The organism is Paenibacillus sp. 79R4 (assembly GCF_013393165.1).
Classification (GTDB): domain Bacteria; phylum Bacillota; class Bacilli; order Paenibacillales; family Paenibacillaceae; genus Fontibacillus.
Genome location: NZ_QJOT01000007.1, coordinates 259,491 through 273,454, shown reverse-complemented (window position 1 = coordinate 273,454; position 13,964 = coordinate 259,491). Strand labels below are relative to the sequence as shown.

Annotated in this window: 15 protein-coding genes; 4 read left to right on the top strand and 11 right to left on the bottom strand. The window is 43.4% G+C overall.

The annotated features are described in order from the left end of the window. Positions 1 to 67: 67 nt before the first annotated feature. Positions 68 to 1,603, bottom strand: coding sequence for a glycoside hydrolase family 44 protein (locus DMN77_RS12380; protein WP_179015189.1), 1,536 nt, complete (start codon positions 1,601 to 1,603; stop codon positions 68 to 70). Positions 1,604 to 1,789: 186 nt separating this feature from the next. Further along, positions 1,790 to 2,278, bottom strand: coding sequence for an isochorismatase family protein (locus DMN77_RS12375; RefSeq protein WP_179015187.1), 489 nt, complete (start codon positions 2,276 to 2,278; stop codon positions 1,790 to 1,792). 355 nt (positions 2,279 to 2,633) lie between these two features. On the opposite strand from DMN77_RS12375, the gene DMN77_RS12370 reads away from it, so the two are divergent. The 3 genes from DMN77_RS12370 to DMN77_RS23910 all read left to right on the top strand — a co-directional run bounded on the left by DMN77_RS12370 (position 2,634) and on the right by DMN77_RS23910 (position 6,334). Further along, positions 2,634 to 4,172, top strand: coding sequence for a hypothetical protein (locus DMN77_RS12370; protein ID WP_179015185.1), 1,539 nt, complete (start codon positions 2,634 to 2,636; stop codon positions 4,170 to 4,172). Next, on the top strand, positions 4,169 to 6,103 hold the full coding sequence (locus DMN77_RS12365) for a TOMM precursor leader peptide-binding protein (RefSeq protein WP_179015184.1): 1,935 nt from the start codon (positions 4,169 to 4,171) through the stop codon (positions 6,101 to 6,103). The genes DMN77_RS12370 and DMN77_RS12365 overlap by 4 nt, the downstream gene beginning before the upstream one ends. 108 nt (positions 6,104 to 6,211) lie before the next feature. Continuing rightward, positions 6,212 to 6,334 carry a YjcZ family sporulation protein gene (locus DMN77_RS23910; protein WP_229520997.1) on the top strand — a complete coding sequence of 41 codons (123 nt, stop codon included), beginning with the start codon at positions 6,212 to 6,214 and terminating at the stop codon, positions 6,332 to 6,334. A 266-nt stretch (positions 6,335 to 6,600) separates the two neighbouring features. Here DMN77_RS23910 and DMN77_RS12360 read toward each other — a convergent pair whose 3' ends face one another. The 5 genes from DMN77_RS12360 to DMN77_RS12340 all read right to left on the bottom strand — a co-directional run bounded on the left by DMN77_RS12360 (position 6,601) and on the right by DMN77_RS12340 (position 9,839). Then, positions 6,601 to 6,759 (bottom strand): hypothetical protein, encoded by a 159-nt coding sequence (locus DMN77_RS12360; protein ID WP_157259348.1) that lies wholly within the window; start codon positions 6,757 to 6,759, stop codon positions 6,601 to 6,603. 77 nt (positions 6,760 to 6,836) lie between these two features. After that, positions 6,837 to 7,241, bottom strand: a complete 405-nt coding sequence (locus DMN77_RS12355; RefSeq protein WP_179015182.1) for a hypothetical protein — start codon at positions 7,239 to 7,241, stop codon at positions 6,837 to 6,839. A gap of 293 nt (positions 7,242 to 7,534) precedes the next feature. Continuing rightward, the gene (locus DMN77_RS12350) at positions 7,535 to 8,404 is read right to left on the bottom strand and encodes a GNAT family N-acetyltransferase (protein ID WP_179015181.1); all 870 of its coding nucleotides are present in this window, start codon (positions 8,402 to 8,404) and stop codon (positions 7,535 to 7,537) included. A gap of 531 nt (positions 8,405 to 8,935) precedes the next feature. After that, complete coding sequence (locus DMN77_RS12345) at positions 8,936 to 9,301, bottom strand: hypothetical protein (RefSeq protein ID WP_179015179.1); 366 nt, start codon at positions 9,299 to 9,301, stop codon at positions 8,936 to 8,938. 115 nt (positions 9,302 to 9,416) lie between these two features. Continuing rightward, on the bottom strand, positions 9,417 to 9,839 hold the full coding sequence (locus DMN77_RS12340; protein ID WP_179015178.1) for a VOC family protein: 423 nt from the start codon (positions 9,837 to 9,839) through the stop codon (positions 9,417 to 9,419). A gap of 304 nt (positions 9,840 to 10,143) precedes the next feature. On the opposite strand from DMN77_RS12340, the gene DMN77_RS24275 reads away from it, so the two are divergent. Beyond that, positions 10,144 to 11,699 (top strand): IS3 family transposase gene (locus tag DMN77_RS24275; protein WP_372775850.1). Its coding sequence is split into 2 segments (ribosomal slippage): positions 10,144 to 10,795 and positions 10,795 to 11,699, totalling 1,557 coding nucleotides; the frame shifts between segments, so codons are not numbered across the junction. 71 nt (positions 11,700 to 11,770) lie between these two features. Here the strand turns inward: DMN77_RS24275 and DMN77_RS12325 are convergent. The 4 genes from DMN77_RS12325 to DMN77_RS12310 form a co-directional block, all read right to left on the bottom strand. Continuing rightward, positions 11,771 to 12,340: a manganese catalase family protein gene (locus DMN77_RS12325; protein WP_068780228.1), complete on the bottom strand. Its 570-nt coding sequence runs from the start codon at positions 12,338 to 12,340 to the stop codon at positions 11,771 to 11,773. 215 nt (positions 12,341 to 12,555) lie between these two features. Beyond that, positions 12,556 to 12,831: a spore coat protein CotJB gene (locus DMN77_RS12320; protein ID WP_068780305.1), complete on the bottom strand. Its 276-nt coding sequence runs from the start codon at positions 12,829 to 12,831 to the stop codon at positions 12,556 to 12,558. Further along, on the bottom strand, positions 12,824 to 13,054 hold the full coding sequence (locus DMN77_RS12315; RefSeq protein WP_229520996.1) for a spore coat associated protein CotJA: 231 nt from the start codon (positions 13,052 to 13,054) through the stop codon (positions 12,824 to 12,826). The genes DMN77_RS12320 and DMN77_RS12315 overlap by 8 nt, the downstream gene beginning before the upstream one ends. 181 nt (positions 13,055 to 13,235) lie before the next feature. After that, positions 13,236 to 13,736 (bottom strand): hypothetical protein, encoded by a 501-nt coding sequence (locus DMN77_RS12310; protein WP_179015173.1) that lies wholly within the window; start codon positions 13,734 to 13,736, stop codon positions 13,236 to 13,238. Between the last annotated feature and the right edge of the window lie 228 nt (positions 13,737 to 13,964).

The following is a 13,964-nucleotide window of genomic DNA, read 5'->3' as shown; positions in this document are numbered from 1 at the left end:
CCTCTTCGCATGCCTCAAATGGCCTCATCACAGATGGAGTATTGATTACATCCTCTTTTGCTTCTTGTTAATCTGAAAATTCACAGCTATATATATTCACCTGCTCGTTTTTAACTTCAAACACCGTGATAGACCTGCTCTTAAAAAGATAGATCTTGCCATCCACAAGAAGACCATTAGCCAATATGTTGGACTGATAGTCGTTCTGAGCATCAGAATTTATAACAATAATGTTTACCTTCCCCTGATCCAATGCGCTGTACACTTTGATATTTTCGTTATTGCTTTCTGCTTTTATCAATGAACCTCTCAAAAAGTTTGACATTAAATAAAAGCTGTAGAACGACGGTCTTTTTTCGCCGTATGTCTCCTTGTTGATCGTTAGTTGACCGTTTGAAATCAGCCCTTGTTCGCCACTCTCCTGCAAGTTCCAATAATTTGCATAATCAACGCCAGTTTGTGCAAATATGCCTAAAGTATCAGCAAGCCAAACCGCTCTGATAACGGGGTCGTATTTGATGTTTGAATCATAATCCAGATTATACTCTGTAATCGCCAATTTCGTATTTGGATAATTTTCATCGATCATCCTTCTCAGTTTTGGAATAATGCCGCTCCCGTAATAAGGATCAATGGGGTCTATATAGGTTTCATCCCACCAGTCCTTTGCAGAGTTTAGGATTTGCTGGTCGGAGGCAATCACTTCTGTGCCATTCGCTTTTCGAAAAATCGGATACCTGTGTACAGACAGAATATCCAGCAGCCTGACATTATTATTCTTCTCGTAATCGCGACATATTTTTAGGAAATACTCTATCCATACTCCGTTTTCTTTATCCTCGCTTGAATTGCTTCTATAGTAAAAGTAAGGATTGCAATTTTCCGGCCCCATGATCATTATATCTTTGTCATATTCTTTTATCGCTTTTGCATAAGCGATAAATTTATTGCTATATTCAGCATAAGAAGTAGGAGCCGGATGCAAATCCCGGTGAGTGTCCGACCAGATAAACGGTTCATTATCCAGGTTTACATATTTGATATCCACTCCATGTTCTCGCTTTATGTTTTCTATAAACCCGGTCGCATCCTGTGGGGAAGAAATCGAAAGCTGTTCTTTGGTAACAGGGTCTTTCGCAATCCCCAACATATTGATTTGCAGGATCACCTGAGACCCATTGCTTGAAAACCAGGCAGCGGCTTCCCCGATAGGATGCTTTAGCTGTTGTTTGCCTTCCTGCTTATAAAAAGTCTCTGTGACTGGATCGAATCTGCTGAAATCATTGCCTCCGAATCTAACAATCGATGTATTAAGCATTTTTATTTCAGCTTTTGGCGGCAAAACATCTATCCAATTCGCCCAGCTGCTTCCATAGATAAAGGGGCTAATTTCATGTAATATTACTGACGGATCAACACGAATAGTCGATTTGAGATGGTTATCCCTTTCGCTCAGGCTGCTGATCGGGATACTTTTGATGTAGGGCAGTTCGTTGAATTTTTTGATCGTGTAATTTAAATAAATCATTCCCCCGGCTGCAACCATCAAACATAAAGCAATGATAGTGATTAATACTTTTATAAATGATTTCCTGGATTTCATAGCAACCTCCCCCGTATCAAGAAATGCTTCCGTTTTGATTATTTTGCGGATATGTCACCTAACATCATCGTTCCCGTATTTATAATACGAGCCGGCTTATGATAGCAGTTATCACAGGCCGGCTCGCGTCTCTAAACCATATTCCATTATTCTACATCCTATATTCCAGGGGAGATAGTTCATATCTCACTTATTCAGCAAATATTTGATTGCTGGATATGAGATAATATTTCTATCTCTGTACGTTGAGGTTATAACATCATTATGGGTACTTAAGATTCCATTTTGCAGGATCACCGTGCTAAACCCTCTTTCAATAGCTCCGTTATAAGTAGACAAGACACAATACTCCGCAGCATTCCCTGAAATGATTAAAAAATCAACGCCTTGTTCTTTTAGCATCTGTTCCAGCTCTGTCTTCCAAAATCCATTCGTATATTCCTTAGTTAAAATCAAATCCGTTTCCATGACATGAATTTCCGGAATTATGCTAAATGCCTCCCTACTTGACTCTGTTATTCCTTCAATATCTTGAATATGAATGACAACTTGATCTTTTGAACGAAACATGTCGGATACATAATTGATATATTCACTTGCTTTATCTATGACTTGTTTGTCAATCCCCTGCAAATGAATAGTTTGCATATCAATGACTAGAAATCCAATTTTCATCGTATTTGCTCCTTTATAATGAATTTATTAAGCACTGCGCCATTTCAAAACTTCCTTGATCCGGTCCAGTACAGCCGCTTGAATACCAAGTTATAGGAATTGTATCATTGATTTTTTATGTTAGCACTACGTAAGTTTTGTGTCCCTAATGTCGAAATTCCAAGCAGCGATCTATTGTTGTAACGATCAAGGTTGCCAGGCCCCTCCCATTGAGCCTTCCGCTATCCGATCAGGAAGTCATAGAAAAACAGCAGACCACATATCTTTAAAATGAATTTTGTCGTTCGTTAGAACTAGGGTTTGACCTGCTTGAATAAGTTGATGCTTTACAAAGTTGGGGAAGGAGATGTGCAGGATGTCTCTTCAGGAGGAAGGTGCGCTTGCGATCGGTTCCGGCCAAATCTTGCTTTCGCTTGCTGAATTATGGAATGAATCCGATTCGTGCAAGCTCACGGTTTATGTAACAAACAAGGAAAACACAGACCTGGAAAAACTCAAGGAACTTCACGAACAAACCCAAGGCAGTGAGAGCGAAATCGCGTTAAATACGATTGCTGCAGAAGGGGATCAGGAGCCGGATTGGAGGGCGATCGTTCGTCCTTTTCGATTTGTGTTGTATGTTGCAGAGCATGGCGAATTGGAGGAGCTTCGGAGTGTACAGCATGCTTGTATAGCGGAAAGGAAACCGATGCTCCCCGCCATCGCAATAAGAGGCGTAGGAATGGCAGGGCCGCTGCTGCATTCTGACGGGGCCGGACACTGGGAGTCAGCCTGGCTAAGAATTCATGCGTCCGTCTTTCCCGAAAAACAAACGCAGGAGGTCTTATCCACCGCTGCCGCAGGCGTTCTATCGAGTCTTATTGTCCAATGGTATAAAGAGTTTCCGGTAAAGCCTGAATGGGAGTACAGAAATCAATGCTTTCTACTTGACCCCATAATGTTAACCGGAAGCTGGCATTCTTTTCTGCCCCATCCTTTAGTATCTGAATATGATGCTGCACATTCAGTGGAAAATATAGAACTTCACCTAAGCATAAATCATCAGCAGGTAAGCCCGGAGGTATGGTTTACTGCCTTCAACCAACTGACCTCGACGGTAACAGGTATTTTTCATGTTTGGGAAGAAGCAGACCTAATCCAGCTGCCGCTGGCACAATGCCTTGTTCAGCCTGTAGACCCTTTGTCAAAAGAACCGGCCCTACTATTACCAGCCATTATCCGAAGCGGACTAACGCATATAGAGGCCAGACGAGAGTCAGGATTGGCCGGCCTAGAAGCCTATGCGGCCCGCATCATTCCCCTGCTGTTTGCTGGTCTATCTCCACATCAGCAGGAAGGAATCCGCATCGGAGCAGGTTGCGATATAGCTGAGGCCGTTGGACGGGGAGTCAGCGCTTGTTTAACTAAAGAGTTAGGCAAGCGGAGTTTGTCCGATAAGCCGACTGTTGTTCAGCGTATAGCATGTCCGCAAATTGAAGACGCCCGTTGCCAGTATTACCTACAAGCTTTAGCTACCTTAGAGGGAGAAACACTGCTTGCAGTAGGTGAGCCGTTGCTCGGTTTTCCAACAGTATGGGTCTATTCCGATTCCACGTGGTACGGCAGCGTAGATCTTAGCTTTACGCTTGCCCTTCGCCAATCCCTGCAGAAAGCACTAACCAAAACCAGGCGAACTGCGGCTTCTCCTACGCTTTGTAAGGATCGTGAAGTGCAAAACATAGCAGTTCCTGATGGCGAACCTCTCAGCTACAGCGATTTGATATTTTCAGCCATTGAAACTCTGAAGCAGTGCGATCAGCAGCTTGAGGTATACGAATTGAATAGCGACTCTTTATGGGGAAACGGGCCGTTTGTAGCCTATGGAGTAATTCTTGGAGAGGAGGAATCCCTTTGAATACAATCGCTATTATCGGGGAGGGAATACTTGCCGATGCCGTGTACAAGCGTCTGTCCAGGCTCTCTCCTGTGCGAAGAAAAGACCTTAGTGAAGATATCCCCGCTGTAGACCTGGTATTGGTGCTGAAGGATGAGGAAAGCTCCTCTTATTTTTATGAAGCTGAACAGATACTGCGAATACGTGGTATTCCCTGGTTATGTGCCTATGTATCCCTGGGAGAAGGAATCATAGGGCCGCTCATAGTTCCGGGAACACCCGGATGCTTCAAATGCGCAGAAGCACGGCTCTCTTTGGCGGGAAGCAATCGTACTGAAGTTCAGGATTTGCTGATGAGGCTCGTATCTGATGATTATATTCCTCCTCATACAGCGGAAATATCTGACGCGGGAGCCAGTTATATGGCGCACATTATCGCAGCAGAAACGGATAAGGTGCTGCAGGGGGATAAAGCCAATACGGAAGAACATCTCTATTTGATTAACCTGAATCATTTGAGCAGCACAATTCATTATGTCATGCCGCTTGGGAGTTGCGCGGTTTGCGGACAACTGCCGGATGATTCCGCAGAATTAGCGGAGCTCTCGCTACAGGAAAGCCTAAAACAGAGCAATAGCTACCGCTGCCGCAAGACGAGTGATTTGAAGAAGGTTCTGCTCAGAGATTATTGGGACCATCGTACCGGAATCTTTAATGATAAGAAGTGGGGACTCGACTCTATTTTTGCCAGTGTCGGTGTAAACCTTCCTTTAGGTTATTACGATGAGGTCACAGGGGGACATTCGCACTCATATGCGGATAGCGAACTCGCGGGGATATTAGAAGGTCTGGAACGTTTTTGCGGTGTGACTCCACGCGGCAAACAAACGGTCGTGCGCGATACTTACTCCCACCTTAAGGCTGCCGCCCTGGACCCGTCTACGGTAGGACTTCATGCCGAAGAGCAATACGAGCATTCGGATTTCCCCTTCAACCCGTATGATCCTGAATCTCCAATGGAATGGGTCTGGGGATATTCGTTTCAACAGGAACGTCCGATTTTGATTCCTAAGCTGTTGGCTTATTACAGTCTCAATGATGGAGAGGGCTTTGTATATGAAACCTCCAACGGGTGCGCAGTAGGAGGAAGCTTGGAGGAGGCCATCTTGTACGGGATCTTGGAGGTGGTTGAGCGGGATTCCTTTCTGTTGACCTGGTATGCAGGGCTGCAGGTTCCGCAGCTTGACTATATTTCATCAGGAGATTCGGAGCTGATCCTGATGATCCAGCGCTTAAAAGCGGTTACGGGTTATGAAGTAAGCATATACAATACCACGATGGAAAACGGAATTCCTAGCATCTGGGCACTGGCAAAAGGAAGATCGAAAGACGGCGTGAACCTTCTCTGTGCTGCCGGGGCTCATCTCGATCCGATTCGGGCAGCCAAGAGTGCCATCCATGAGCTTGCGGGCATGATCCCGACGGCCGAAAAGCGATTGAAGGAACGAAGGTCTGAAGCCGAAGCTATGTTTGATGATTCGTTCCTTGTAGAGCATATGGCAGATCACTCCTTGCTCTATAGCTTGCCACAAGCAGAGGAACGGCTGCACTTCTTATTAGATGAGGGGAACCCTGTCCGTACTTTTGCCGAAGAGTTCCGCCCACTAACTTGGCAAGAGGATTTAACGGAGGATTTGAAACAAATTCTTCAAGTTTTCCGCAGGCTTCAGATGGATGTCATTGTAGTTGATCAGTCATCAAGTGAGACGCTTCGCAACGGACTACGTTGTGTAAAGGTACTCATACCAGGAATGTTACCTATGACATTTGGACATCATCTTACCCGGCTCATTGGCCTAAACAGGGTGCTGGAGGTTCCGAGGTTGCTGGGTCATGCAACTCACAGGCTGACTCCGCAGGAGCTTAATCCTTACCCGCATCCATTTCCGTAGACAAAGACAAAATTTTTAGTGCCTTCACCGATTATTTAGACCATAGTCCAATCCACCAGGCGTTTTCCTTCATACAATTTAAGATAAGGCGAAGGGAGGAATATCGCGATGGGAGAACTAGGTGGAATCGGAACTTGTAGCTGTAGCTGTGGCGGCCTGTTCACAAATACAGGTGCAATCCTCGTATTATTCATTCTGTTGGTTATTATTACTCGCGCATTTATTTACTAATTTTTTCAGGATACAGATAATCGAGCCCTGTATTGATTAAGAAAAAAACATTACAGCCCTTGTAATGCCCTTGGTAGTCGTTCTCGGATTTTTATCTGTCTGTTAAAGCTTAAGTGGTCATACCACTTGAGCTTTTTCATTTTTTCAACTTATTGAGCGGCAAGCCGTCCATTTCCTTGATCTTCTTTAGTTAGCAAGTTATATATTCTATCTTGTTCCCATGTTGTTATTCTATATTTCTTACTGTCCTCCAAATAGTAAATTGTTTATTTCTTATCTAGAATAACAATTAAGAAAGTAGCAATTGGACCTAATATTAACGACAAAAGAAACCAATTAAGTCCACTTCTATTTTTGCCCTGAGCCAATCCGGCATTAACAAGGGCCAATGTTCCCCATCCAATAGTGTAACCACTGTTTATCATAGCTGCCTCCTTGAGTTAATCTTTTCAGGTTATATTACATAAGGTTTTTAAGTCCACGCTCTCATTGACTTAAGCCATTAACTATCTAGTTCTTCTATTTTCGTAAAAATTCTGGAGTAAAGATTTTTAATGTTTTCGTCGGTTTTCTCATTATTATATAAAGCAAGTCCCCAGCTTTTTAATGAGTGATCTTCATTGGATTTGTAGCTACCGACAGCGTAGATTGTACCTGGAGTCCAGTCCCAAGTCTCTTCATATTCAATATTTTTCAGTTCCCCTTTATTTAAATCATCAAATGAAATTTCTCTGAAGTTAACTTGCTCTTCTTTTATTTGTGGCGGTTCTCCAATAACAGCTATACGCAAAGACTTCCCTTCATATAATTTAAATTTATTTTCTGGTTTAGTACTCATGCAAGCTGACATGACAAACAATATAACCAACGAATTAATAATTATATACGACCTTCTTTTATTCGTCATGACTTCTCCTTTAAATTGCAGATATGGTTAATGCAGCCTTACCTGATATAACTTATGAAATATAGGTTACTTATTTGCTTAGTTGTATTTAATGCTGTGTACTCACGAAAAGCCCCAGTCTTAGATAACTCTATCTTAGGCTGGGGCGTTTGTATCTGGGCTTCTTTCCAAGACTATTATCTGACAACCCAAGGGCAGCAGCCCTTCAGTGCTTAGTTTAAAATGTCAACGTCTTCTTTTAAATAATGATACCATCTTTATTTGCAATAGATGATATCCATGATATTAATCAGCTAAATTTTATGAATAGGGAGCATATAATAAAGAGATTCAGCCGAAATATCAAATCCTGTTGACTGGTAAAGACTCAATGCGTGTCTATTTTGAGTAACTACGCTCAAACGGATTAGAGAGTAGTCTTGACTTAGCAAAAGCTTAACAACCCTAGCAAGGATATTACGGCCATAACCTCTCCCTTGAAATGTGGGGAGCACACAAAAATCATGTATAACGGCAGTTTTCGTATCAATACAATTTACCCTGATCATCCCTATCGGTGTCAGATTGTCCTTAGCGATATAAGTAATACGTGAAGGTTCTCTAGTATGGCTCAGATACTTCCTGGTCCAAGACTCTGAATCTCCAAAAGCCTGAGATGAACATTTAACCAGAAACTCGAAATCCTCTTCTTCAGCTAATCGTAAAATAACGTCTGTGGAACATAATTTTGTATCTTCTACGTTCTTTAAGGTCATGGAGAATTCAGATGTACTAAAATCAGCCCCTAAATGCCTTATACAATCAATACCCGACTCAGAGTTGGATGGGACTCTAAAACGACAAGTGAGAATGCCTTGCCTTTGCATCTCCGATGCCGCCCTTTCCAATAACTCCCGAAAAATACCAGAACGGCGGTATTCCGGATGAACCATACTATTAATATTAGCTTCAATCCCATCTGAAGAATACCAACTAAGAAAACCAATTAACTGGCCTTCGTTCTTACAAAGAAAGCCCTCATCGCCATCTATCTCTTTAAGGCTTTCTATCCCCACTCTCAAACTTGACCTATCGAATACCTTGCACAACTGTTCCAATATTCTGATTTGATCAATCTGATAATTTGAAAAATCATTCATTTTAATTATTTTATACTTTTGCATTATACTAGTTACCCTCATCATGAAGGAAACACGCAGTTTATGGACGAGTAGGCGCTATCCTTCTAAATTCTGTCCCAATATTCATGGTTGCCAATTGAACCGCCTCCTTATAAGCTATCATTGTTCGTTTACTCTTCTCTATATTAGAGCTATCCCCTGTCTGAGTGTACGAAGGATAAAATCTGATTCCATTATGTGTATACTCTTGGTTACGGATCTTATAGGTTGAACCGGCCGGGATAACTCTGGCACCAATTTAACCTATACAAAACAGGCGTATAACAAATTATGACCAAGATCAATATAGCTAGACCTTGCATTATATCCCCCCTCTATGCTACTGAAATATTCAATACAATTAATATTAAGCGGTTTCAACTAACGTCTTGCATTCACGAAACGACCCAGCCTTAGATAGTTTTTATCTTAGGGCTGGGTCATTTGTTGTCGGAGCTTCTTCCACGATTATACATCTGGCAACCGGGAAGCGATAGTCCCAAGGACTGGAATGACGTTATATTTACTTACGAGTTATTTAATGGAAAGTTCATCAATCGCTTGAATAGACAGTTCCAACGCTTTCATTCTTCTTTTCAATAGTGTACTTTGAGGACTACCCGTCCTTGATTTAGCATAACTGTTTTTGATTGATGGAAATAAACCAGTAATAACATCGTGAGCTTCTATCAAATCTTCCTGGGTATTGTGATGGGGAATTTGATTCCAAACGTTTTCCAGCGCAGCTAGACCGATGTTAACAGCTTTAAGTCTTTTCTTTACCAGAGTTGTATTTGCACCATTACCAGTCATTTGCGATAAGGCATTCTCAAGCTTGCTAATGGTCGATTGCAAAGATTTTATTGATTCCAACTTCTCTAAATTTGATACCTCTTCCATGTAAGTATTGTCCTTTCTCCACCCCTATTCAAAGGGAATTATCCATTAATACATTAAAATGTTTTCGGAAGTCTTGCCTTCTCTACATTTGCTTACATAAGCTTGATTTTATATATTAATTCATACGATTCATAATAGGATGGTGTTCGTTCAACTGCAATAAATCCCATAGGTTCCCATAAAGATCTTTAAATACTGCAACTAACCCATATGGTTGCTCTTTGGGCTCTCTTACAAATTCTATTCCTTTAGAGAGCATGTCGTTATAATCTCTCCAAAAATCATCTGTATTCAGAAATAAGAAAACTCTCCCCCCTGATTGATTGCCTATAAATGATTCCTGTTCCGGTTTCGATGCTCTTGCCAGTAATATAGTTGTACCAACTGATCCAGGAGGGGAAATGACCACCCATCTCTTATCTTGTTCAGGCTGATACGTATCCTCAATCAATTCAAAATGCAGCTTCTTTGTATAAAAATCTATCGCCTCATCATAATCCTTAACAACAAGAGCAATATGGACTATTGATTGAATCATTTTTACTTTCCTCCGATTATCTGATGATTTCTATGAGATTTACAAATATTTCCGATAACGTTATTTATTCTCGACGTCCCTCCACCTAAAGCCCGAGGTGACCACAAGATTAATTATACCTCCATTTCATAGTCATGTAATCCGATTCCTTCCAACGGTGCTTGTCCTGAAAGCTTGCAACTTCATGGCTGCAACCCCTTTTCATATATATTAACGTAAAAAGACACCCCTCCTCTGATATGCTCCCCTTTAAGTAGACAGGTTTAATAAATAAACCGCTATTTGAAGGGGAGTTTTCCATTTGGTGAAAATGAATGAGTATATTGCGGCGGAAAAATTGGCGATATTAGGGGAACTACAAACCGGTAAAGGTACCCGGGTGGAGATCGCCCGGAAGTATAACATCAACGTAAGTACACTGGTGAAATGGCGACAACGTTATGAAATGTACGGGATTGAAGGATTAGAAATACGGGTTCGAAATCGCAAGTATTCCCCAGAATTAAAGCTTCAGGCGGTTCAGGACTATTTGTCAGGAAAGTATTCGCAGAATGAAATTATCAATAAATATAAAATAGCAAGCCGCACTCAACTCCAGAAGTGGATCGGCAGGTATAATAGTCATAGCAGCTTCAAATCGGATAACAAAGGAGCAAGGGTTATGACAAAAGGTCGGTCTACCACATGGCAGGAACGAATGGACATTGTGCACCACTGTATTGCACATGAGCGCGACTACGGGAGGACAGCAGCGCAGTTTAAGGTTTCCTACAACCAGGTATACCAGTGGGGCAAGAAGTATGAGGATGGCGGAGAAGGCGCGCTTCAGGACAGACGTGGACGGAAGAAAGCGCCTGAGGAACTGACGGAGAGCGAACGCCACAAGCTCGAACTCAAGAAGCTGGAGTACGAAAATGAGCGGCTTAGAGCAGAGGTCGCGTTTCTAAAAAAGCTGAAGGAACTCAGAGGGAGGCGAGGCTAAGCCGTCACCGGCAAACCCACGTATATGAGGCCATAAAGTCCGTACATGGTGAACAGCAGTTTAGCGTAAAGCTCCTGTGCAGGGTTGCCGGGATCGAGCGGTCCAGCTACTACAAATGGGTAAACCACAAGCCCAGCCCTCAGGAGCGTGAAAATGAGCTGCTGACTCAGAAGATACTCGCCCTCCATTCACAATTAAGAGGTATTTACGGCTACCGTAGACACACGACTCAGCTCAGTCGAGATACGGGCAAGCCTATTAACCGCAAACGGATCCTAAGGCTTATGAGACTCTCAGGGATCCAGTCTGTCATTCGCAGGAAGAAGAAGCCCTACAAGCGCTCCACTCCACAACACATCGCCGAAAACCTGCTAAATCGTAAGTTCCAAGCTGACGCACCGAATGAAAAGTGGCTGACGGATGTAACGGAATTCAAGTATGGTAACGGCCAAAAGGCTTATCTCAGCGCCATCCTGGATCTCCATGGCAACACAATTGTTTCCTACGTGCTAGGCCATTCAAATAATAACCAACTTGTATTTATGACACTGGACAAAGCACTAGAGGCAGCGCCGGGTGTTAAACCCATGCTCCACAGCGACCGGGGATTCCAATACACCTCAAGAGCCTTTAAGTACAAACTGGACAAAGCAAACATGACCCAAAGTATGTCGCGTGTCGGGCGGTGTATCGATAACGGACCGATGGAAGCCTTTTGGGGAACCTTGAAATGTGAGATGTATTATCTGAATACATACCGCACGTTTGAAGAACTCAAGAAGGACATTGAAGCCTACATCCACTTTTACAATAACCGGCGTTTACAGGCAAAATTAAACGGCCTTAGTCCCATGGAATTCAGGACGAAGGCCGCCTAATATCTTTACTTATTTGTGCTGTCTACTTGACGGGGTGCAGTTCACATTGGAATGCCCTTTAAACCGCCTCACTAGAACACCTTCTTCTTTCCCTGCTCAGCCTTCAAGATCTCTACTGCCTCGCGGAAGCGCAAGGAGTGGACGATCTCGCGCTCGCGCAGGAACTTCAGGCTGTCTTGCAGATCCACGTCATCGGTCATGTCAATCAGCCACTGGTATGTAGCCCGGGCCTTCTCCTCCGCGGCAATATCCTCATACAAATCAGCGATGGGATCGCCCTTCGCCTGAATGTAGGCGGCCGTGAATGGTACGCCTGAAGCATTCTCATAGAAAAGCGCGCTATCATGGGCAACATAATGAGGCGCTAGCCCGCAAGCTCGCAACTCCTCTACAGTCGCATCCTTCGTGAGCTTAAACACCATGGTGGCAATCATCTCGAGGTGGGCAAATTCCTCCGTAGAAATGTCAGTAAGTAATCCAATCACTTTATCCGGAATCGTATACCTCTGGTTCATATAACGCAGCGCAGCCGCGAGCTCCCCATCGGCACCGCCATACTGCTCCAGCAGCAGCTTCGCCATTCCAATATCGCATTTGCCTACGCGAACCGGGTATTGCAGCTTCTTCTCGTATACCCACATTTTCTCCGCCTTACCTCCTTCTGCTCATTTTCATAAAGACCACTTCTCAGCACTGAAGCTTATGCCCGTTATGCATTTTGCAAAAACGATGGGGTTGCCTGAAGTCTAATATCTAAGGAGTGCATTCATTCATCCTATAACGGCCTTAGGTAGGAGATCTTAATCTTAATTAAGACCGTGTTAATGAAGGCTCTCCCTAAAGAATCAAGGCAGGCCTAAACCTGCCATGGCCACGGGACATTAACCCATTCCCACGGATACCTCGAGAAAGAATGGCCGAAATTTTGCAACGGACCGTATAACTGCTGAAAGTGCTCTGCCAGATGCCGTCTCTCCAGGGCAAGTTGGTTAAATTGCTGGAGCGCGGCCAAGTCCCCCGGATGCGTATCCAGATAAAGGTTCAGCTCGACGAGCGTGAAATCCAGTGCCTGCAGCTTCTCCAGCATGTCGTAATACTCTTGATCGCAATGCGGCTTAGTTACTTCATTCATTCGTCTGCCTTCCTTTCCCCCATCGGGATTCATAGGGGCTGTATAATGCGGGCCATAGCGTACCATGTCTTAATGCTTCCTGCGGACTGAACTGCGGCAGATTGGGCGGCTGGAAGCGCATATATAACTGCGGTGGAGTGCTAAAGGTTTTAACCAATATCGGCGGGCAAGGATCAAAAGGGCCAATGAAAGGGGTATATGACTTCTCCTGAGTAAAGTTCAAACCACTTCCTCCTTTACATACTAATTTTTCAAGATCGCTGCGGCTTGGGACAAATCTAGTCACGATCTCCTCATTCTTTAACATATGACATTCGCCCAAATAATGAACTAAAAAGCGTGAATAAACAGCAAAAAACCGCCCTATTCAGAGCGGTCAAGCCAATGATTAGCCCACTATTATGTTAAATCGCAATCTCATCCGTAATGCTCATCGGAATCCGCTCCGAATGGATCTCACCCTGGTTATCCTTCCAAGTAATCTGAATAATCGTATTCTCGAGGCTTGTTCGTTCCGGCTTGATATCATCAGCACCAAAAGGTGACGTAATCGAGCCGAAGTTGCCCAGATTCTCATAAATGGATACAGGCCCGCCCTGACTGGTATGAATCGTGTTATATACCGTCTCGTGATCTTCGATGACTTCTATACCGAAATACTCAGATTGGTCAATCGCCATGCTTCCGATATAACGCAGCCTTGCTTCTCCCCGTTTAATCCGTTCCTGATCTATGACCACTTTATAGTTGATGACCGTCCAATTCTCACCTTCGCCATCCATAAGATACAGGTTCGTCGTTAGCGCCGATGCCTCCTGCCTTCCGCTATACCAAAGCAAGGCAGCAAGCACCATGTTCAGAACTACTGAAAGTAATAATCCGTACCAAGCAACCCTATACTTCATACTTCCGCCTTTCGGACTTCTGTCTTCACTTGGCTGTAACGTGTCCCCTTAATCCGAATCTTCCTCATTATACCAACTATTTCCAAACTAACCACCTATATATTTGGAAAATAAAAAACCATCAGCATCACACCTTACTCCAAATTCTCAAGTATAGGATGACCTGACGGTCTTATTATTTGCTTAACCTTATTCGCAGGAATCATTAATTCGTCTAAGTCTGATAGC

Coding starts and splice junctions, on each gene's coding strand:
- DMN77_RS12350 (WP_179015181.1), bottom strand. CDS start 8,404: ATGCAAAAGTATAAAATAATTAAAATGAATGATTTTTCAAATTATCAG.
- DMN77_RS12345 (WP_179015179.1), bottom strand. CDS start 9,301: ATGGAAGAGGTATCAAATTTAGAGAAGTTGGAATCAATAAAATCTTTG.
- DMN77_RS12370 (WP_179015185.1), top strand. CDS start 2,634: ATGTCTCTTCAGGAGGAAGGTGCGCTTGCGATCGGTTCCGGCCAAATC.
- DMN77_RS12360 (WP_157259348.1), bottom strand. CDS start 6,759: ATGATAAACAGTGGTTACACTATTGGATGGGGAACATTGGCCCTTGTT.
- DMN77_RS12320 (WP_068780305.1), bottom strand. CDS start 12,831: ATGAATGAAGTAACTAAGCCGCATTGCGATCAAGAGTATTACGACATG.
- DMN77_RS12355 (WP_179015182.1), bottom strand. CDS start 7,241: ATGACGAATAAAAGAAGGTCGTATATAATTATTAATTCGTTGGTTATA.
- DMN77_RS12325 (WP_068780228.1), bottom strand. CDS start 12,340: ATGTGGGTATACGAGAAGAAGCTGCAATACCCGGTTCGCGTAGGCAAA.
- DMN77_RS12340 (WP_179015178.1), bottom strand. CDS start 9,839: ATGATTCAATCAATAGTCCATATTGCTCTTGTTGTTAAGGATTATGAT.
- DMN77_RS12375 (WP_179015187.1), bottom strand. CDS start 2,278: ATGAAAATTGGATTTCTAGTCATTGATATGCAAACTATTCATTTGCAG.
- DMN77_RS12380 (WP_179015189.1), bottom strand. CDS start 1,603: ATGAAATCCAGGAAATCATTTATAAAAGTATTAATCACTATCATTGCT.
- DMN77_RS12310 (WP_179015173.1), bottom strand. CDS start 13,736: ATGAAGTATAGGGTTGCTTGGTACGGATTATTACTTTCAGTAGTTCTG.
- DMN77_RS23910 (WP_229520997.1), top strand. CDS start 6,212: ATGGGAGAACTAGGTGGAATCGGAACTTGTAGCTGTAGCTGTGGCGGC.